The following is a 19,776-nucleotide window of genomic DNA, read 5'->3' as shown; positions in this document are numbered from 1 at the left end:
CATAATCTCCTCGTAATTCTAACTTCAAATGGCCTTCAAATATCTACTCTCAAACTCCAGTTCTTCTTCGTGCAAATAACGAGCGCTTCTTCGGCAACTGTCCAAGCATATGAGTAAAAAGATGAGCAAATACTTTATCCATATGTGGTTCTCGATCAAATGGATCAATGTTTAAGGGCAAACTGTATACACTGGACGTATCCAGTGATTTGCGAATACGCTGGACAGCATCCGCTGAAGCGAGTGGCAGACAGTATATCCATTTGTCTCTAGGAAAACGGTGATTCGAACGGACAAAGGCATTAATCTCGGCTTGTCTCCACTCTGCGCCTGAACCAATCACAATGGGTAGATCAGCTCTAAGAAATTCCTCAAGTCGATTCTGATCCTGACCACTTCCGAGATCCATAATGATGAATTGATAACTTCCACCCAGCAAAGACAAAATATCAGCTCGTCCGGATTGTTTCCAATAGTGCACACCATCAACTTCAAACTGTCTACCAGATGATGATGGCTTACCTGATTGAATAATCTGTTGAATTCGGGAAAAAGATTGAGAGCGTGGAGACATTTCAATCACAGCAACTTTGAAGTTTTGCCGTTCCAAGTAATGACTAATGGCGATAGCTGTATGGGTAACTCCAACGCCAGATGAAGCTCCGGTCAGAGCAATAACCCTTGTTCCTCCACTCATCGTCAGCGTTGTTTCTCCCCCGTAGTTGCTATTCCGGGTCTACGAAGTAACTCTTTACGCACTTCCTCCGCAGACTGAAATCGTTCATCCGGGCTCAGCCTAAGCAATCGCCTCACGACAGGGATATATGTACGAGGAACATCGCTCCGAATCGCACTTTCAACGCCTTGAATCCACTCTGTATATGCACCAGAAGTCATTAAATATAACATTAATGCTCCTAAACCATATAAATCTGAGCGGGCATCCGTCTGACCTGATCCGTATTGTTCAGGAGCAGCAAAACCAGCCGTTCCTAGCTTGACGGTATCCTCTACATGGTTAGACTTATAGCTCCGCGCAATGCCAAAGTCAATCAGCTTTACCTCATCATCCGAGATGATCATAATGTTCGATGGTTTCAGATCCCGATAAATTACAGCCGGATTCAGTCCATGTAGATAACTCAACACATCCAGAAGCTGTAATATGAATTCAGTCAATTGTTCCATCGGGATTTTGCCTTTGCACTTCTTAAAGTACTCACTAAGCGTCTCACCCTCGATGTATTCCATGACCAGATACGTATATCCCTCTTCATCCGGAACGAAAAAATCAACAATTTGCGGAAGTCTAGGGTGACGAAGAGACGTTAACAGCGCCGCTTCAGCCTCCATACTTCCTTCATAGGACACGCTTGTTATGCTCTCTTTAATCGCCCAGAACTTACCTGGCAACTTCAAGTCTTCAGCCTTATATACATGACTCATCCCGCCTATACCCAAAACAGACACGATTCGGTATCTTCCGCCCAGCAGGCTTCCATGCTCCAGTCTGGCCGGATGTCTCATATGCCACACTCCTTTCTTACACAACAAAAAAGGGAAAGCTTCACCGAAGCTACGAACCAAAATTATTGGTTCATTCACTTCGGGATGCTTTCCCTTCAATTCGTTATGGTTAATATTGGTATCATTATAGTACATGCAATAATAGATTGTAAAGCAATAAATTTTAAGTTCGTTCACGTACTGGATCGTTTAAACTTAAAGTGCGTGTCCAAAAAGGACGGTTTTCAGTACCGAGAAGATGGAATGAAGATAGAAATGGAGTAGCGGAGCGTAGGCAAACTACGTGAGCAACGGACATTTCGGCTGAATTCCAACTTCGACGCAGAGATGCCGGCAGGCATCCCTCGTAATCAAAAGTGGACTTTTTGAACAACCTCTTAAATTCAAATTAACGCTCTAACGTTCAAGTTAATACTTAATCATGTAAAGTGTAATCTCTTCCCGATTGTGGAACAACTGTTTGGAGCGTTGAATCTGCATACGTGAGCGCTCAAACGTATCTATAACTTCCTTAATGAGAGCAAGTGGCTTCTTATGCAGTAACTTCACTGTAACAACAGCAGTTCCGCCGGATTGTAGACTATACAGAAGATCAGATACGAGCCGGCTCATCAACTTGGGACTCCAACTCATATCACATACAAGCAAGTCAAATTCTCCATCACGGAAACGAACATCCCCTGCATTCTTCTTCAAAAATGTCAATCGAGGTGACTGCAGCAAGGTTGCATCCATTTTGGCAGGGTCAACAGCGGTTACTTCTAACCCACGCTCCAACAAGAAAGACGTCCAACCACCAGGTGCTGCTCCAATATCCAACGCTTTATGGAAGGATGTAAAGTCGATTCCAAACGTCTGCTCTGCTTCAAGTAGCTTAAACTTCGCACGGGAGATCTGCCCTTCTTCTTTCTGGAAGCGGATCGCTCCGCCACTCCAATCAGAGAGATTCTGTTCAGGCTTAGAAATTCCAGCATATAACGTGTCATTTGAAACAAACACAGAAATAACAAAATCCGCATCGCGAATTACCCATTCGCAGTTGAGCTCTTCCAGCTTATCGCTTAACAGTTGCTTCAACGAAGCAGCATTTTCCTCCCAGAAGGCTGACTCTGTTTTGCGAACCTGCAATACAACACGCTCACCCGTCAATTCGGATCGATTCAGTACAAAAGCAACGAACTTATCTACTGCCTGCTCTGCATTCTCTGTACTTTCCTGGAATTGAACAGGTTGAATATGCCGCAAAAACGTAGGGGACTCCTCTAGTAGTTTCTTCGAAACTTCTTCTTCAGCGACAGGCAGACCCGCCAGCAAAATTTCACCTGGTACAACGACTGTGCTCTTAACTGCACCAAAAGCACGGCGCAGCTCCTCCTGAGCATATGGAGCAAATCCATGATTGGCAGTGCATATAAATCGGGAAAAGTTTCCTTCTCCCCAAGACGACTGTGTACTCAAATTGTGTTACCCTCCAGAACGTACGTGTATCCAAGGACGTCCAGCATCCCACTGGATCTCGACCGGAATATCGTACGTATGCTTAATTGTTTCTTCTGTTAATACATCGTGTTTAGGCCCCGCTGCAGCGATACGGCCATCACGAATCAATGCCACATGTGTAAACAAGGGTACGATTTCTTCGACATGATGGGTCACATACACGACCGTTATATTACGCTTGCGTAGACGATCAATCTCTGCCAGCATTTTCTCTCTTTCGTAGAGATCCAAGCCTGCGCAGGGCTCGTCCATAATAAGTAATTTGGGATCTGCCATTAAGGATCGCGCCAGCATGACTTTTTTTCGTTCTCCCTGTGAGAGTGTTCCCAGTGCATGATTGGCTAGTTTAGCAAATCCCATCTCATCAAGAAGTTTCAGCGCTTTCTCTTTGACTTCATCTGGAATGGTCTGATAAAAACGTAAAAATGCATACGCACCTGTAGCCACGACTTCCCATACTGGATCTCGCGGCGTGAGCTTTTCAATCAAAGTTTGACTGATATAACCTATTTCCTTACGCACTTCTCTAACATCACATTGTCCGTATAGATTACCGAGCACTTCTATTCGTCCATGACTCGGGAACATATATCCATTCATCATTTCAAGCAGCGTTGTCTTGCCAGAGCCATTTCGACCTAGAATGACCCAATGCTCACCTTCTTGGATATGTAGATCTACGTTATCAAGAATCTGAAGATCTTCCCGTTTAAGTGAGACATGCTGCATCTTGATTATACTCATTTTAGCACCGCCTTCCGAATTTCATTCAGCAAATGCTCTACTGAATTCATTCGATAGACCATTTTGGGCACATCCTGCTGTCCATCGAAGATCATTACGGCAGGCACACTCGAAATCTGAAATTGTTGTACAAGTTCAGGAATATCATGAATGTTCATCTCGAACAGAATATCAGCCGGTAACAGATGCTCGGCGATCTCCAGCATACGACGCGCAGCAGCACATGTACCGCACAGAGGCGTATATATGAATACAGCCTGTGGCATTCCTTCCCATACACCGCGCATTAACATTTTGGACGTAATAGGCTTCATACGCGATCGCCCTCTGAAGCCACTCGAAGCATAACCTCTCCTGTCATTGGCCCGTTATGAATGGTTACAGATTCCGGTTTGTTACTATATAACATTTCGTACATCTGCCGTTTGCCATACATGCTCGATGTGTGCAAATAGATCTCACGAGGATACAATCCTTCTCTCACAATAGAAGCCGCTACCTCTCCGCCGTTCGGTGAATCAGGACCCAACTCATAATCGAGAGATAGTATATCCACATCACCTTCTCGAAGAAGCATCAGACACTCTTCAGCATTCGTAGCTAATACAAAACCTTTCGGACAGGCTCTGTAATCATCCAAAAAAACATGCATACAATCGCTCCTCTCCCCTGATTATAACCAGGAACGCATGAGCGAAAGATCATCACGGTGCGTTCCATCTTCGCCTGATTCCGTCTCCAGAACAACAACAGCCTGTTGAAATTCAGACGAGCCTAGCAGCTCCTGCATCCCTTGTAGACCTATATATCCTTGCCCTATTCTGGCATGCCTATCTTTACAGGATGCAGATGCATACTTCGAATCATTAAAATGAACTGCCGCAAGCCATTCCCAGTATCCAAGCTGTCTGCCTTTTTCCAACATCGCCTCTTCATTTCCTCGCTCCCACATGCCTGAAGCAAAAGCATGGCAAGTGTCAAAACAAAAAGCAATATGTTCAGGAAATTGGCTAAGCTTGCGAATTTGTACTAATTCCTCCATCGTGGTTCCCATGGAACCGTGGTCACCTGCTTGATTCTCAAGCAGTATTTTAGCCTGCCCCTCCCAGCTTTGCAGAACTGTATCCAGGCATTGAATGAGATTTTGATAACCCTCTAAAGGGTTAGTACTCTTCATGTGACCAAAATGAACGACCGTTCCAACCGACCCACAGGCCTCGGCAATCTGCAGATCGTTACGGATCGATGAAATTATGGCATGAAACGCCGCCTCTCCACGGATCATGCCTATTGCTGGATTCGTAGGATAAGGTGAATGCGCTATGGAGGCTATCCCCTGCTGCTCACACCATTCCCTGCACTGTTTCGCATCAGTCTGGTCGAAATCCTTCAGAACAAGACTTCGAGGGTTTTTCGGAAAATATTGAAAAGCTGTCGCTCCAATCCCATGCGCCCTCTTGGCTGCTTGAAGAAACCCTCCCCGCGTGCTCACATGTGCACCGATTCCTTGTTTAGGCCTCATGCTGGCAATTCGGACAGAAAAATGCCTTCTTGCCCGTAATTTCTACTCGCTCAATTGTTCCCCACAGCGCGGACAAGCTTCCCCTTCACGATCATATACTCGGCATTGTTCATCATAACTACCTGTCTTTGTATCTCCGTTCATTAAGGGCATTTCCATATAACCACCCTCTGAAGCAGCTTCCCTTAAAACGGATTGCATCGCGCGATATAAACGCTCCGTTAGTTCAGGCGAAGAAGCAATATTTTGCGTTTTGGAACTTGGTCTGAGCCCGGCTGCAAATGCAATTTCATCAGAGTAACAATTACCGATGCCTGCGATAATATGCTGATTAACCAGGGTAGTTTTGAGTGTCCCCCTTCTTCCTTTCAGCAAATTCGCAAAACGCTCTGCATTCATACGGCGATCTAGTGGCTCTGGGCCAAGATCCGACATCGCTTCTTCTGTTTCTTTCGAAGTCATCAGGTGCAGATAACCTAAACGAAGGCCAATAAAGAACAATGTATATTCTCCAAATTGAATTTCGACTTGTGTAGAACGATCTGGACGCTCCGATTCCGTGCCCCAGTAGATCATTCCACCTAACATAAGATGAAGAACAAGCCGCTTCCCATTAGCTAAATGGAAGATGAGGTGCTTCGCTCTACGCTCGACAAAAATAACTCGATTTCCTACAAGCTCTTGTGAGAAAGTCTGAATTTCTTTATTAATGGATTTATCCCGATTAACAATCACACCTGTTATCGGTAGATCCAATATCTTTTCAGATAGTAATACTCTGTAATTTTCCATTTCCGGCAGTTCTGGCATGATAATATCTACCCCTTCTTGGATGCTTGGCCTGTCGTCTGCGACAGCCACTCAATCAGTTTATGCAAATCTTCAAACACATGATCAGGACGCGCCTTCGCCGCCTGAATATGTCCATCCATATTTTCACGTGTTGTAACACCGGTGAGTACCAGTAACGTTTCACACCCCGCTGCCACTCCTGCTGCAATATCTGTTCGCATATTGTCTCCAATTACAGCAACATCTTCCGCTCTTAGATTCAGGCGGTGAATGGCAGATCTCATAATAATGCTGGATGGTTTTCCGATCACCGTTGGCTGAACGCCGGTTGCTGCTTCAATGGCAGCGCCAATCGTTCCTGCGCCTGGCGTTAATCCATCGTCAGAAGGGAGCTGAAGATCCGGGTTGGTCATGATAAATTGAGCCCCAGCGTTAATCCACCGTAAGGCTTTCGTTAATTTAGCATAGGTAAACTCACGATCAATTCCCTGAATAACGTATTGTGGATCAACATCAGTAAGCTCAAGTCCTGCTCCATCAATAGCTCTTAACAATCCGTCTTCCCCAATACAAGCCACCTTGGCACCTGGAGATTCTTGGGCAACATACTCAGCTGCAGCCACCGCAGATGTACACACCTGAGAAGCTTTTGCAGGAATACCCATACCATTCAAGTGCTCCGCTACTCCCTCGGGTGTTCGTGAAGAGTTATTGGTCACATATAAATAAGGAATACCCTGTTCGTCTAATGTTCGAATGAGCTTGTCAGCTCCTTCGATACGATGCTTCCCATGATAGAGTGTGCCGTCCAGGTCAATTAAATAGGCCTTAACCACACATAACACGCCCTTTCTTTTATTCCATTAACATTTCATGTCCTTAACTATTGAACCTTAAATCCAACGTGAAGCTATGTATGCAGACCTAAACAGAGTGTTTTCCCACTGAGTCACAACACGTCGAACTGAATCGAACACGGACATATGACATCGCGCACCTTCTGTACAAGCTTGTCAATTCCTGCGCTTTCCCGGAAAATAATTTGATTTATTTCCCTGCTTATATTGCACATCCTACACGCTTTCTCGCCAGATTGCAAAAGGGACCTTGGGAGTAACTTTCCCGCAGTCCCGGTTGTTCATGAATTCCTCATTCAGGCTTGATCAGTAGTGGATCAATCTGCTACAGAATTATAGTCCTTCCTTCCACGATGCAAGGGGAATCAGTTGATGCTCAATCGCAAGTAACGTATTCGGAAATAATGCCTGCGCCTCTTCCAAAAGTGGTCGTAGTTGTTCTTCATCTTTATAGCGAGAGCTAAAATGAGTCAAAATCAACTGCCCTACATTGGATGCTTTTGCCGCTTCAGCCGCTTCCTGAGCTGTGCTGTGATAGTACTCGTGGGCAGTATCGGCCAGATCATGCATAAATGTAGCCTCATGAACGAGCACATCCGCGTTTTGAGCAAGTGTTCGCACATTAGCACACGGACGTGTATCTCCCAGAATCGTAATGACTTTCCCGCGTTTAGGCGCTCCCAGAACATCCTCCGGACGTACTAAGGTGCCATCTTCCAACGTAATCTTCTCACCACGTTTAAGCCGTCCAAAGAGCGGGCCTGGTTTCAATCCGTATTCCGCAAGCTTCGCAGAATCTAGGCTGCCAGGACGATCTTTTTCCGTAATTCGATACCCGTAGCTATCAATTCGGTGCTCCAGCAGCTCAGATTCAACAATGAAGCTGTCGTCTTCAAAAATCTGACCACCCGTATGCTCCACGATCGTGAGCTCATAGTTGATACGAGACTGGCTTAACTCCATAGCGGTTGATACCATACGCTCAGTTCCTGGTGGTCCGTACAACGTCAGTGGCGTTGTCCCACCCTGATATGCTCTGCTCGACAATAAACCTGGAAGACCAAATACATGATCTCCGTGCAGATGCGTAATGAAAATTTTCTCCAATTTGCTCAATTTAAGCGGAGAGCTTAAGATCTGGTGTTGTGTTCCTTCCCCGCAGTCAAACAACCACAGCGCTCTTCGCTCGTCTAACATTCGAAGTCCTATGGAAGTTACATTCCGCTGCAGCGTAGGTACACCAGCGTTAGTTCCTAGGAAATATAGTTCCACTCTGGATCGCACCTCTTTCTGCTGCCAGCAAAAAGCCTCCGACAATGCGGAGGGCTTTGCCTGACCATTTTATTATACTATGCCTTTTCTACATTAAAATACTTCGCTTGTGGATGACTGAATACCATCGCTGATACAGATGCTTCAGGTTCCATCATGAAACCTTCTGTCAGCTCCACACCAATATCCTCAGGCTGCATTAGCTTAAACAGCGGCCCTTGATCTTCCAAATCTGGGCACGCTGGATATCCGAATGAAACACGAATACCCTGGTAGCGAGCACCGTGACGTTGCTTCATAGTCATGGTTGCTGGATCTGGGAAGCCCCATATATCCCGCATCATATGGTGAACCCGTTCAGCTAAACCTTCAGCAACTTCAAGCGCTACGGATTGCAGAGCATGGGAGCGGAGATATTCTCCTTCTTCCTTCCACTTCGTTGACAATTCACGTACGCCATGTCCGGCAGTCACTACCAAGAAACCTACGTAATCCATTTGACCAGATTCCACGGGCTTCAAGAAGTCTGCGAGACACAAGTAAGGTTCTACTTTTTGACGTGGGAACGTAAATGTGTGCAAGATGTTGCTTGTATCCTCAGGATCATAGATGATGACACTGTTTCCACTCGATTGAGCAGGGAAGAATCTATACATCGCATGCGCCTGAATAATACCGTCCCGAACTGCTTCCTGCATAATTTCATCGACGACAGATTTCAGATCGGTTGCTTTCTGGTCACCTGACGCAAGTAGTTGCTCTACCGAACCACGAAGGCCTAGATGGTGACCTAACAGCATCTGCATATTCACATAAGGCAGAATATGAGATAGCGGATAGTTACGAAGCGTATGTCTCTCCAGGTCTGGAGGTACTAACACAGGATGATCAATTGAAATATCAGAACGTTCTACCCGGGTAAGCTCTGGTAGTTGCTGAGTATTATCTGAATTCGCAGCATCTGCTTCTTTTTCAGCATCCATCTCCAACTGCATTACTTCACGCGTCTGAGGATTCATCAGCTTGTTCGCCAGATCCAGACCATCCATCGCGTCCTTCGCATATACAACCATTCCATTATACTCTGGACGGATACGGTTCTTCGTGAATTTACGAGTTAAGGCAGCTCCACCTACCATGATAGGTACATCGATACCTGCTGTACGTAAATCCTGAGCCGTGACGATCATCTGCTGTGCTGATTTAACTAGTAGACCGGACAATCCAATTGCATCGACCTTTTCCTCACGATACGCTTCGATAATACGTTCAGGTGGTACTTTTATACCCAAATTAATGATCCGGTAACCGTTATTGGATAGAATGATCTCCACCAGATTTTTACCGATGTCGTGAACATCACCTTTAACGGTTGCCAGAATAATTTTACCTTTAACCGATGTCTCATTTTTCTCCATGAACTGCTCCAGATAAGCTACGGAAGCTTTCATTACCTCAGCACTTTGAAGTACTTCGGCTACAATGAGTTCATTGTTGTTAAACAGTCGCCCTACTTCCTCCATACCCCGCATAAGCGGACCATTGATGACTTCGAGTGCAGAGTATTTGCCTAGAGCCTGTTCCAAATCTGGAATCAGCCCTTCCTTACTTCCTTCAACAACGTAAGAAGCTAATCGTTCCTCAAGTGAGAGATTGGATATTTTCTCTTTTTTCTCTACCTTTTTGTTACGGAACGCTGCAACGAAGGCTGCCAAAGTGTCGTCATTCGTATTATATAGAAGCTCTTCGGAGAGTTTGCGCTCATGCTCTGGGATCGACGCATACCGTTCGAGTTTTTCTGTATTTACAATCGCATAATCAAGGCCTGCCTTCGTACATTCATACAAAAATACGGAGTTCAATACTTCACGACCAGCTTCTGGTAATCCAAAGGAAATGTTACTAATACCCAGAATCGTGTGAACCTCAGGCATTGCTTCCTTAATTACGCGAATCCCTTCAATCGTTTCCTTAGCCGACCCGATGTACTGCTCATCCCCGTACCCACAGGGAACACCAGTGTATCAAAAATCAAGTCTTCTGGATTAAGACCATATTTGTTCACCAAAAGATCGTAGGAACGTTTGGCTACGTCAAGTTTATCTTCTCTGCTAATCGCTTGACCGCGCTCATCAATGGTGCCGACAACAACTGCTCCACCATACTTGTGGATGAGAGGTGTAACCAGTTCAAACTTTTCTTCGCCATCCTCAAGGTTAATGGAGTTAATTATCGCTTTACCCTGGGAGTACTGAAGCGCAAGATCGATTACTTGAGCATCCGTTGTGTCGATCATCAATGGTACTTTAACTTTCTTCACGACCAGTTCAAGGAACTTCTCCATATCTTCCGCTTCTTCACGATCCGGGTCTTGAACGCAGACATCGACGATATGAGCGCCGCTTTTCACTTGAGCCCGGGCAATCTCGGAAGCTTCTTCATATTTCCCTTCAACGATCAGTCGCTTGAATTTCCGTGATCCAAGCACGTTTGTTCGTTCACCCACCATGTAAGGACGATTGTCTTGTTCAACATAGACAGGATCGATGCCTGACAGTGCAGGCGGATGAGTTCCGTTCATTTGTCTTGGAGGATATTGGTCTAGCGTGTCTCGCATTGCTCGAATATGAGCAGGGGTTGTCCCACAACACCCACCAGCAATATTCAACCAGCCTTGTTCGGCAAAAGCCCCTATTTTTTGCGCAAGTGACTCAGGTGATTCATGGTAGTTACCATTCTCATCTGGAAGGCCGGCGTTAGGGTAACAACTTACAGCTACAGAAGCCATTCCTGAAAGTGAGCGAATATGGTCACGCATGAATTCCGGTCCAGTTGCACAGTTTAGTCCAACCGAAATTGGGTTAAGGTGTTCTAAGGATATATAAAAGGCTTCAATATTCTGACCAGCAAGAGTTGTGCCCATAGGTTCAATCGTTCCGGAGATCATTAGAGGCAGTTTCACACCACTCTGATCAAAAGCCAACTGAATTCCAATACTGCCTGCTTTTACATTCAACGTATCCTGAGAAGTTTCAAGCAGTAGCGCATCAACGCCTCCCTCAATTAAAGCGAGGGCTTGCTCGAAATAGCTATCAATAAGTTCCTGGAACGTAGTACCACCAGTAACGGAAAGCGTTTTGGTCGTTGGTCCCATTGCACCCACAACATAACGTGGAGACTCAGGCGTTGAAAATTTGTCAACCGCAGCTTTGGCAATTCTTGCGGCTTCCAAGTTAATCTCGCGAGCACGATCCTGAATATCGTATTCAGCCAGTACGACAGAGGTAGCTCCGAACGTATTGGTCTCAATCAAATCGGCTCCTGCCTCCAGATATTCTTCATGAATACGCTGGATAATGTCAGGTCTTGTAAGTACGAGCATCTCGTTACACCCGTCCAGATCTTCACCGCCAAAATCTGCGCCGGTAAGATCAACCTGTTGAATCATGGTCCCCATTGCACCGTCGAGGATTAATATTCGTTGTTTTATTGCATCGTGTAGACTAAGCTTATCCAATATCTTCACCCCCGCAAAACGTTAAATCTTAGTTTAACAGAAACTAACTTATTGTGAAAGATCGGTTTTAAACCGTGTTAAAGCGGTTTTTAGGCACACTGTGACAAAATGTGAATCGACAAAATTCGTTACAGCCGATATAATATCAATTAAACCAAGTGGAAAAGAGGGAAAGAACATGGCTGAAATTGTAATCCGAAATACGAACGAACGTATCACTGGAGACGAGAATGTTCGAAATTTCTTAGACAAATATGAAGTATTGTACGAAAAATGGGATGCGTCTAAATTGGACTCCGAGCTGCAAAACAACTTTGCACTTACGGATGATCAAAAAAGCGCCGTTCTCGAAACCTTTGACCATGAGATCAAGGACTTGGCTGCACGCCGCGGGTACCAGATTTGGGATGTAATCACATTATCTGAACAAACTCCAGACATTGAGGAGAAACTCGCTAAATTTGAAGAAATTCACACTCATGCTGAGGATGAAATCCGTGCAATCGTAGCGGGCAAAGGGATCTTTGTTATCAAAGCCACTGACGATGTAGGCTATTTTAATGTTGAGTTGTCTCCTGGAGACGTTATTTCTGTACCAGAAAGCACACCGCACTTCTTCACATTAATGGAGAACAAACAAATTATTGCCGTTCGTCTCTTTATCGAGAAAAATGGTTGGATCGCTGATCCGTATCCGGATCCTACATTCATTAAACAAGCTCAAAATTAATCACATACGAGATTGTGTGTGCTCAACAAACCCCTGTTCCGCGGAACAGGGGTTTTGTGTATGACGTCATTATATACCATTTGAATTTTTATATGAAATAATGCGGATATTTGCTCTTAATCGTTTCCTGCTCCACCACGACGAGACGAAGATGCTGCTCCATCACTTCTACAGCTTGATCTGTTTTGCGTTCCGCAATAAGTTGATAAATTTCCTTATGCTGCGAAATGATATTGCTGGCGTTGGAGACCTCAGAGAGACGCAAAATCCGTAATCGATTAAAAGGAATGTTAAGCTGCTGAAGCATTTTCCAGGTTCTCATTTTCCCAGTAGCTTGAAATAGAATCTGATGAAATTCTTCGTCTAACTCATACAATCTGTAAAAATTGTTTTTGTCCGCGCTCACTTCCTGCATCGCAATATTGGTTTCCATTTTGAATTTGTATTCATCATCAAAGGAGGAACAAGCGAGCGTAACGATTTCTTTCTCAATCTTCTCTCTCATGAAGCGTCCTTCTTCAACATGCTCCAAATTAATTTTGGAAACAATGGTTCCGCTCTGAGGAATGATATCCAGCAGCTCCTCTTCGGCAAGCTTCATAAATGCTTCTCGTACTGGGGTTCTACTAACCTGCAATTCATCAGCAATTTCTTTCTCCGAAATCTTCGTTCCAGGTTCAAGCTCTAGATGAAATATGCGTTCCTTGATGAGGTTGTATGAATAAGCTCGGGTCGAGCCTCTAATCTTCTGGTGAAGTGACATCGCTTAACCTCTTTCTATCAGCCGTATCCAACCATACTACCACAAATTGCCGTCCCACTAAAACTAGGTCAGTGTAACGGCAATCGGGTACATTATAGATTACATACTATTACTGATTATTTTCTTTGTACTTCTTGTACGTTTCATTAGAGATCTGAATATATTGCGACAAACCTTGTTTCTCTAATTCTTGTACAAACGTATCGAATTCTGAAATCTCACGATCGCCAAGAATGAATTTCAGCGTATTCTGATCCGAGTAATCCTTCAAAGGCGTGCTTAACAATGTAACCTGTTCACGGTCAATGTCAGAGTATGGAATAGGTGGTTCTGCCGGAATGACTTCCTTCGTATCTTTCATAGCCTGTTGGAACTTCAACTCATCCTCGCTAAACATGGAATGAAGCAGATCTGTCGTTCCACCATAGGCAAATACACCACCTGAGAAGCCATAATCAATACGTAAATCCTTCGTTCCTTTTGGATTCAATCCGTTATAATTCACGTCGTCTGCCAATTTACGGACACCATCTTGTTTGGTATACGTCTCTCCTTCAACACCCCATTTGGCAAATTCCTGACCTTCGTCACTGTAATATAACCAGTCTATAAATTGCATTGTTGCTTTAAAGTAATCATTATCTTTAATTTTGCCTGATATCATAACCCCGTTCTCAAGTCTAGAACCAGACATCAGTTGACCCTTCGGGCCACCAGGTACGGTAATTTTGGCAATGGAGAAGTTCCCTTCACCTAATGTTTTGTTCATATCATTGCGATGCAGTACAAGGGTTTGCGAGTTACCGTTAATCATAAACGATTTACCAGAGACAAATTTTTGCGTAGCCTGATCATCATCTTGTGTGAAACTTTCTTTATCCAAAAGTCCTTCAGACACCAACTTGTTAAAGTACGTCAGCATCTCCTTGTACTCTGGTGTTGTTGCAGTATACACAAACTCATCCTGATCTGCCTTATACGTCAAGCCGTTACCAAATCCCCATCCACCTTTTGTTCCAAAACCAGTGGCAGCGATGTTCAATGTGCTGTTGAATTCAAAACGATCGGAGAACGGAATGGACTCTGGATAAATTTCTTTAAGCTTTTTAGCTGCATCATATAACTCTTCCCATGTCGTAGGGATCGCAATATTATTTTTCTCAAACAGATCCGTTCTGACAATCAGTGTATAATCAGGCCAGACTTCTTCATGAAGACCTGGGAGTACATAATATTTTCCATCCTCTTGTCGCAATCCTTCAAGCTCATCTTCCAGTCCCCACTTCTCCACCTTATCCTTGAAGTTAGGCATCATATCAACATAATCACTCACAGGCAGAATCGCACCTGAGGATACAAAGGCTGACTCTTCGCCAGGGTATGTTTTTGGAATTACCAAAGGCGCGTCACCAGAACTGATCAGAAGGGATCTTTTCTGAGGATAATCACTCATGGGAACAATCGTTGGATCCAATGTTACGCCCGTTAGCTCCGTTATTTTCTTGATTAATAGCCAATCCTTATTGTACGGATACGATGGATGATCACTATACAGAATTGGAAGTTTGAATGGTTCCGTGGCTTTAAATGTATCGCCGACATTATACGATTCCATCGCGCCTAACGTCTCAGCTTCTACTTTCCCTTCACTGCCACCTCCGCTACTACAGGCTGCCAGTACAACACTCATCATTGTTGCCAAAACCATCTTGCCTACAAGCTTACGTGGTCTGTGTTTCATTTCGTTACCCCCTGCATGTGGTTTAAGTTCGGCCTTACAAATCAAATGAGAACTATATGCAATTGGGACTATTGTTTAACGGATCCCAACATGATACCGGTTACAAAATATCGCTGAACAAATGGATATATCGTGAGAATCGGTAAGATGGTAAGAACCATCGTAACGGATTTAATGTTTGCGGCAATTTGAGTTAAGTTATCGGCCGAGGCACCCGCTGAAGCGCCACCAGTTGCACCGGCAATCATATTACGCAAATAAATCGTGACGGGAAACAGTTCCTTTTTGTCGAGGTACAAAAATGCGGGAAACCAGGAATTCCAATGACCTACTGCATAAAATAGAACCATTGTTGCCATTACCGCTTTACTCAGCGGCAGTATGATTCTAAGCAAGATGCCATACGTATTCAGTCCATCAATGGCTGCGGCTTCCTCTAACTCCTCAGGCATATTTTCAAAGAATGATTTCATAATTAACATGTTATATATACTAATTGCACCAGGGACTACAATCGCCCACATCGTATTGTTGAAACCAAGATAATTGATCAACACATAGTTCGGAATCAATCCTCCACTAAAAAACATGGTGAACACTGCAAACATCGTTAGAAATTTTCTTCCCATGAGTCTCTTTTTGGAGAGGGCATAGGCGAAGATCGTTGTCATGAACATTGAAATCAGCGTACCAACAACGGTGTAAATGATCGTATTTTTATAGTTAGTCCAGAACATGCTGTCTGCGGAAATGGTTTTGTACGTTTCAACATTAAAACCTCTCGGGAACAAGCTTACCTTGCCTGAGTTAATGTAGGACTCACTGCTGAATGATTGCGCTACAACATTAAGGAACGGATATAGCGTGATGAATACAACAAAGATCAGAAAGATGGCGTTAAACACTTTGAACACTTTATAGGATTTAGATTCAATCATGCTGCCCCTCCTCTACCACAAGCTTCGCTGTGTCAGTCTGCGTGAGATTGCGTTAACCGAGAATACCAGTATCAATCCAATGATGGATTCAAATAGTCCAATCGCCGTTGCATAGCTGAAGTTACCTGTTCCCATGCCGACGCGGTATAGATAGGTAGAAATAACATCAGAAGTTTCATATATAAGCGGATTGTACAAGAGCAAAATCTTCTCAAAACCGACAGCTAAGAAATTACCCATGTTCAATATCAGCAAGGTGACAATCGTTGGTAAAATACCTGGGATTGTCACGTGAATCGTTTGTTTCCAACGGTTTGCCCCATCAATGCGTGCTGCTTCGTATAAGGAATCATCAATCGTTGTTAATGCCGCAAGATACAAAATCGCTCCCCAGCCCATTCCCTGCCAGATTTCAGAGGTAATATAGATCGTTCTAAACCACTCAGCTCTCTGCATGAACGGAATGCTCTCACCCGTAAAAAATGATACTAGACTATTAATAGAACCATTCACTGAGGTCAATTGTAGAATCATACCTGCTACGATTACGATGGACAGAAAATGTGGAAGGTAGGAAGCCGTTTGCACAAATTTTTTGAAACGTTTGCTTTTCACTTCATTCAGCAAAAGAGCAAAAATGATTGGAACCGGAAAAGTAAATAGCAATGCGAGTCCACCTAACATTAACGTATTGCTAAACACTTTCCAGAAGGTTGGATCTTGGATGAACATTTGAAAGTACCTTAGGCCAACCCAAGTTTCTCCAAAGATACTTCCTCCTGGTACAAAACGTCTAAATGCAATAATATTGCCGATCATTGGTCCATATTTGAAAATGATAAGATAAATAATGGGCAGAATTAACAATGAGTACAACTGCCAGTCCTTGCGGAACATTGCTCCCATTGTTCTAAGCTTGCTCTCTTTACGTAAAGATGTCATCGTTAGTGTGGCTTTAGCTGTTTCAGACTCCATGTGTCATTCACTCCGATCCCTATCTTGATAATGTAACTGAGAACTAATACTTCAATTGCAACTCCCACCTCTTCTTCCTGTTGAAGACATCTTACAGACCAACTTCACCCCCACTACGGAATAAACAAATCACGAATGTAAGCGATATCATTTTGTTGGATAAACGTTGCATCATTTAGACATTTTACCTGGAGAAGATCTGGTATTTTTCAGTTCTACACTCCTATTTGACTGAATCAAAATTATGTAAAGCGCTTACAAAATAAATGAAAATTAATACGGTATATTCAAACTTCACATTAAGACCAAAATTTGAAATAACCATACATTCAGTTTCCATATACTAGTCATACTAGTATGTTAGTTATATTCTAATGCAGGTAAAATATTATTTCAACAACTTTTACAAAAAAAATAAACATTGACTACGCTCTCCATAGCTGCTATTTTCTCCGAAAATAAAAAAACATCAATGACCATGCTGGATGGGCTGCCATCTCAACATAAGTCATTGATGTTTGTAAATTACACCACACTGCAAATTTCTTTAAAATGTAGCAATGATCCGTTCCAATTCCGAAAGATGCTTAATCTCATGATCCGGTGTATAGGTTTCTGAGTTCTCTTTGTTCTCACGATTAATCCATACTGACTTAATCCCAGTAGATAGAGCACCTCGGATATCTGTCGTGAGCTTGTCTCCAACCATCATACTCTCTTCAGGTTGAACACCTAATTTGTCCAAAGCATGCTGGAAGATTGAAGGGTCAGGTTTACCTTTACCAAAAGAACCAGAAATAATGATTTCATCAAAGAAAGGCACGATCTCAGGAACGCCATCTAACTTCTCTTGTTGAAGAGCTGGACAACCATTCGTTAAAAGCAAAAGTTTGAACTTTCCTTTAAGATGACTTAACGTATCGATCGTTTCCTCATAGATATGAGGTCTAGATCTACGCTCTGCCCCAAACTGGGATGCCAATCTGTCCGCAAGATCTTGACGGTCTACACCCATTTTCAAGAGACCACGATACCATGAATCTCTACGATACGCAGGCGCAAGCTGCTCTAACTGACGGAACTCAGGTTGATCTCCACCTGTGAAGTTAGCCCATAGACCCTCAAATGGATTAATTCCAATCATCTTGGTGAACGCAAATGTCTCGTAGGATTCATACAGATTCCGTGCTTCATTACGAACAGCTTCTTCAAGTGCAGCCGGATCAACACCCGTCTCTGCCGCAGCTACAAGACAAGTTTCATGGAAAGCTTCTCTGACACTGCGCTCATCCCATAACAATGTATCATCTAGATCGAACAAAATTGCTTTTAACGTCATTACGGTCATCTTCCCCTTTATGCAGTAATTACTTTTTCTCGTAAGTTTCCACAGTAATCTGATGCGACTTGGCAAATCTCAGAAGACGCTCGGTAATCGCATCTGTATCGTAACGATTCAACAATTTAGTGAATACCCATCTCTTACCACGACCGTTGTGCTCAATGACAACTGTACCAGGCTCAATTCGGAACTTCACGATATCGTCAACACCGATTGACCGCTCACGGTTACCTTTAATCGTCGCAATTGTGCTGTTTCCAATCTTAAGGTAAGGACGACGGAGAAGAAAGATTACAGCCAAAAATACGTACAGCAGCATGGTAACCCAATCCCAAGTTGTCATTGGAGCTTTAACAAGAAATGTACTCATAAATAGATACAGAAACGCAAGTCCAATCAAGAATATAGGGAACAACAGGCTGCGACCTTTAAAAATATCGACACCTGGTGTACCTGAAACTTGTTGACCATTCTTTTTGCGTTGATGATTCAACTGCTTAGAATTTTTGCGAACCGTTCTCTCGAACGAACGAGCCATGAGAATCCCCCTTATTTTGTCTTTGTATCGGCTTACATGACTGTAAACCAAAAGTTCCCCCTTATCTAAAAAAACAGCATTCTCAAAATAACAGTAAGAAACCTAAATATCGTAATGATATCATTAGGTTTCTCTAGTGTTTGAGTTTGCCTTGGCGGCCTTGATCTTTCTCATCATCCACAATTTCAATGGAATCTAACTGTTGTCTGAAATTGCTGCGGATGTTGTTCAAATAAATCTCTCTAAGTTTTGCACGCTCAGCAAGCTCTTCCTCTGATAAACCAGTAGATTTTTGTTTGCGAGCCAATTCGTTAATACGTGCTACTAGGCTATCTATATCCAATCTTGTCCCCTCCAAAATTACAAAGTCATATTAACTTTGACATGATCGGGACGGGTTGTCAAGGTCGGTGGTTGCTGACTAGTTAGAATCTACTCTTTATTGGGAAATCTGGGGCAAAACCAACACTTGTCCAGCTCGAATTGTAGTCGATTGAAGTTGATTCACTTGCTTAATTGCTTCTATATATACGCGCGTATCCATGCTTTCCGGTTTGTAATCTACAGAAATACTCCATAACGTATCTCCCTCAGAAACTGCGATTTTGCCACCGGGCAACAAATCGTTCTCATTCCCAGCAAATACTGTAAGCACTGTACTGCATCCAACAATTATAATGAAAGCCACCAAAGACAGTTTCAAAATCCAGGTTGGCATCTTCAGCTGTGCGAATGATTTCTGGAGATTACCTATGTTAGTCTTAACCGCTTCGGAATTTACTGGTTCATAAATACTTTGATAAGTTGAATATCTCATTAAAAATCGACCTCCAAACGTTTGTTCCTATCTGTTGAAAACAATATAACACGAACATTTGTTTTGTTCAACAACTTTTTCGGAACAATTGTTCGCTTTTTTCTCGCTTTATTTCCGACTTAAATCTTCCCTAGGTTGTTCCCTAAGTCACAGGATTTATTATCTATGCTCGAAATTCCATCTTTTTGTAGCAAATTTCTT

Annotated in this window: 18 protein-coding genes and 2 pseudogenes; 1 reads left to right on the top strand and 19 read right to left on the bottom strand. The window is 43.4% G+C overall.

The genetic code is table 11. From position 1 onward, the window contains the following. Positions 1–49 precede the first annotated feature (49 nt). From DMB88_RS13345 to metH, 11 genes and pseudogenes are all read right to left on the bottom strand, one after another. Complete coding sequence (locus DMB88_RS13345; RefSeq protein WP_128101737.1) at positions 50–697, bottom strand: P-loop NTPase family protein; 648 nt, start codon at positions 695–697, stop codon at positions 50–52. Between the two features lie 2 nt (positions 698–699). Next, positions 700–1,527: a serine/threonine protein kinase gene (locus DMB88_RS13340; RefSeq protein ID WP_164848690.1), complete on the bottom strand. Its 828-nt coding sequence runs from the start codon at positions 1,525–1,527 to the stop codon at positions 700–702. 408 nt (positions 1,528–1,935) lie between these two features. Further along, entirely contained in the window at positions 1,936–2,985 is a 1,050-nt protein-coding gene (locus tag DMB88_RS13335) for a 23S rRNA (cytidine(2498)-2'-O)-methyltransferase RlmM (RefSeq protein WP_128101735.1), read from the bottom strand. A 6-nt stretch (positions 2,986–2,991) separates the two neighbouring features. Beyond that, on the bottom strand, positions 2,992–3,765 hold the full coding sequence (locus DMB88_RS13330) for an ABC transporter ATP-binding protein (protein WP_128104437.1): 774 nt from the start codon (positions 3,763–3,765) through the stop codon (positions 2,992–2,994). 2 nt (positions 3,766–3,767) lie between these two features. Beyond that, entirely contained in the window at positions 3,768–4,085 is a 318-nt protein-coding gene (locus DMB88_RS13325; RefSeq protein WP_128101734.1) for a thioredoxin family protein, read from the bottom strand. After that, positions 4,082–4,423: a cyclic-phosphate processing receiver domain-containing protein gene (locus DMB88_RS13320; RefSeq protein ID WP_128101733.1), complete on the bottom strand. Its 342-nt coding sequence runs from the start codon at positions 4,421–4,423 to the stop codon at positions 4,082–4,084. Before DMB88_RS13320 ends, DMB88_RS13325 begins: the two co-directional genes overlap by 4 nt. 21 nt (positions 4,424–4,444) lie before the next feature. Then, positions 4,445–5,293, bottom strand: a complete 849-nt coding sequence (locus DMB88_RS13315; RefSeq protein WP_128101732.1) for a deoxyribonuclease IV — start codon at positions 5,291–5,293, stop codon at positions 4,445–4,447. Continuing rightward, positions 5,283–6,103: pseudogene (locus DMB88_RS13310) on the bottom strand (Fpg/Nei family DNA glycosylase). Before DMB88_RS13310 ends, DMB88_RS13315 begins: the two are co-directional and overlap by 11 nt. An 8-nt stretch (positions 6,104–6,111) precedes the next feature. Beyond that, positions 6,112–6,921: a TIGR01457 family HAD-type hydrolase gene (locus DMB88_RS13305; protein ID WP_128101731.1), complete on the bottom strand. Its 810-nt coding sequence runs from the start codon at positions 6,919–6,921 to the stop codon at positions 6,112–6,114. A gap of 354 nt (positions 6,922–7,275) precedes the next feature. Beyond that, a complete protein-coding gene (gene rnz / locus DMB88_RS13300; protein WP_128101730.1) occupies positions 7,276–8,214 on the bottom strand; it encodes a ribonuclease Z in 939 nt (312 codons plus the stop codon). A 77-nt stretch (positions 8,215–8,291) separates the two neighbouring features. Then, positions 8,292–11,731: pseudogene (gene metH / locus DMB88_RS13295) on the bottom strand (methionine synthase). A gap of 178 nt (positions 11,732–11,909) precedes the next feature. Here metH and DMB88_RS13290 point away from each other — a divergent pair. Continuing rightward, positions 11,910–12,461, top strand: a complete 552-nt coding sequence (locus DMB88_RS13290; protein WP_056689982.1) for an acireductone dioxygenase — start codon at positions 11,910–11,912, stop codon at positions 12,459–12,461. An 88-nt stretch (positions 12,462–12,549) separates the two neighbouring features. On the opposite strand, the gene DMB88_RS13285 is transcribed toward DMB88_RS13290, so the two are convergent. From DMB88_RS13285 to DMB88_RS13250, 8 genes are all read right to left on the bottom strand, one after another. Beyond that, entirely contained in the window at positions 12,550–13,224 is a 675-nt protein-coding gene (locus tag DMB88_RS13285) for a GntR family transcriptional regulator (protein ID WP_128101729.1), read from the bottom strand. Between the two features lie 109 nt (positions 13,225–13,333). Continuing rightward, entirely contained in the window at positions 13,334–14,965 is a 1,632-nt protein-coding gene (locus DMB88_RS13280; protein WP_128101728.1) for an ABC transporter substrate-binding protein, read from the bottom strand. Positions 14,966–15,033: 68 nt separating this feature from the next. After that, complete coding sequence (locus DMB88_RS13275; RefSeq protein ID WP_128101727.1) at positions 15,034–15,903, bottom strand: carbohydrate ABC transporter permease; 870 nt, start codon at positions 15,901–15,903, stop codon at positions 15,034–15,036. A 12-nt stretch (positions 15,904–15,915) separates the two neighbouring features. Then, a complete protein-coding gene (locus DMB88_RS13270; RefSeq protein ID WP_174715287.1) occupies positions 15,916–16,878 on the bottom strand; it encodes an ABC transporter permease in 963 nt (320 codons plus the stop codon). Between the two features lie 547 nt (positions 16,879–17,425). Then, on the bottom strand, positions 17,426–18,217 hold the full coding sequence (locus tag DMB88_RS13265) for an HAD family hydrolase (protein ID WP_128101726.1): 792 nt from the start codon (positions 18,215–18,217) through the stop codon (positions 17,426–17,428). Positions 18,218–18,245: 28 nt separating this feature from the next. Then, positions 18,246–18,758, bottom strand: coding sequence for a hypothetical protein (locus DMB88_RS13260; protein ID WP_128101725.1), 513 nt, complete (start codon positions 18,756–18,758; stop codon positions 18,246–18,248). 133 nt (positions 18,759–18,891) lie between these two features. Then, complete coding sequence (locus DMB88_RS13255; protein WP_056689967.1) at positions 18,892–19,101, bottom strand: DUF896 domain-containing protein; 210 nt, start codon at positions 19,099–19,101, stop codon at positions 18,892–18,894. 96 nt (positions 19,102–19,197) lie between these two features. After that, positions 19,198–19,575 (bottom strand): cell division suppressor protein YneA, encoded by a 378-nt coding sequence (locus DMB88_RS13250; RefSeq protein ID WP_128101724.1) that lies wholly within the window; start codon positions 19,573–19,575, stop codon positions 19,198–19,200. Between the last annotated feature and the right edge of the window lie 201 nt (positions 19,576–19,776).

This window comes from Paenibacillus sp. DCT19, from assembly GCF_003268635.1.
In the GTDB taxonomy this organism is placed as follows: Bacteria; Bacillota; Bacilli; order Paenibacillales; family Paenibacillaceae; genus Paenibacillus.
Note: the sequence above shows the minus strand (reverse complement) of the source record. Positions and strands in the feature narration are given on the sequence as shown.

What these genes read in the sequence shown, in the direction of transcription:
- DMB88_RS13345 (WP_128101737.1), bottom strand. Translation starts at nt 697, where the DNA reads ATGAGTGGAGGAACAAGGGTTATTGCTCTGACCGGAGCTTCATCTGGC.
- DMB88_RS13340 (WP_164848690.1), bottom strand. Translation starts at nt 1,527, where the DNA reads ATGAGACATCCGGCCAGACTGGAGCATGGAAGCCTGCTGGGCGGAAGA.
- DMB88_RS13325 (WP_128101734.1), bottom strand. Translation starts at nt 4,085, where the DNA reads ATGAAGCCTATTACGTCCAAAATGTTAATGCGCGGTGTATGGGAAGGA.
- DMB88_RS13320 (WP_128101733.1), bottom strand. Translation starts at nt 4,423, where the DNA reads ATGCATGTTTTTTTGGATGATTACAGAGCCTGTCCGAAAGGTTTTGTA.
- DMB88_RS13315 (WP_128101732.1), bottom strand. Translation starts at nt 5,293, where the DNA reads ATGAGGCCTAAACAAGGAATCGGTGCACATGTGAGCACGCGGGGAGGG.
- DMB88_RS13290 (WP_056689982.1), top strand. Translation starts at nt 11,910, where the DNA reads ATGGCTGAAATTGTAATCCGAAATACGAACGAACGTATCACTGGAGAC.
- DMB88_RS13285 (WP_128101729.1), bottom strand. Translation starts at nt 13,224, where the DNA reads ATGTCACTTCACCAGAAGATTAGAGGCTCGACCCGAGCTTATTCATAC.
- DMB88_RS13280 (WP_128101728.1), bottom strand. Translation starts at nt 14,965, where the DNA reads ATGAAACACAGACCACGTAAGCTTGTAGGCAAGATGGTTTTGGCAACA.
- DMB88_RS13275 (WP_128101727.1), bottom strand. Translation starts at nt 15,903, where the DNA reads ATGATTGAATCTAAATCCTATAAAGTGTTCAAAGTGTTTAACGCCATC.
- DMB88_RS13270 (WP_174715287.1), bottom strand. Translation starts at nt 16,878, where the DNA reads ATGGAGTCTGAAACAGCTAAAGCCACACTAACGATGACATCTTTACGT.
- DMB88_RS13265 (WP_128101726.1), bottom strand. Translation starts at nt 18,217, where the DNA reads ATGACGTTAAAAGCAATTTTGTTCGATCTAGATGATACATTGTTATGG.
- DMB88_RS13260 (WP_128101725.1), bottom strand. Translation starts at nt 18,758, where the DNA reads ATGGCTCGTTCGTTCGAGAGAACGGTTCGCAAAAATTCTAAGCAGTTG.
- DMB88_RS13250 (WP_128101724.1), bottom strand. Translation starts at nt 19,575, where the DNA reads ATGAGATATTCAACTTATCAAAGTATTTATGAACCAGTAAATTCCGAA.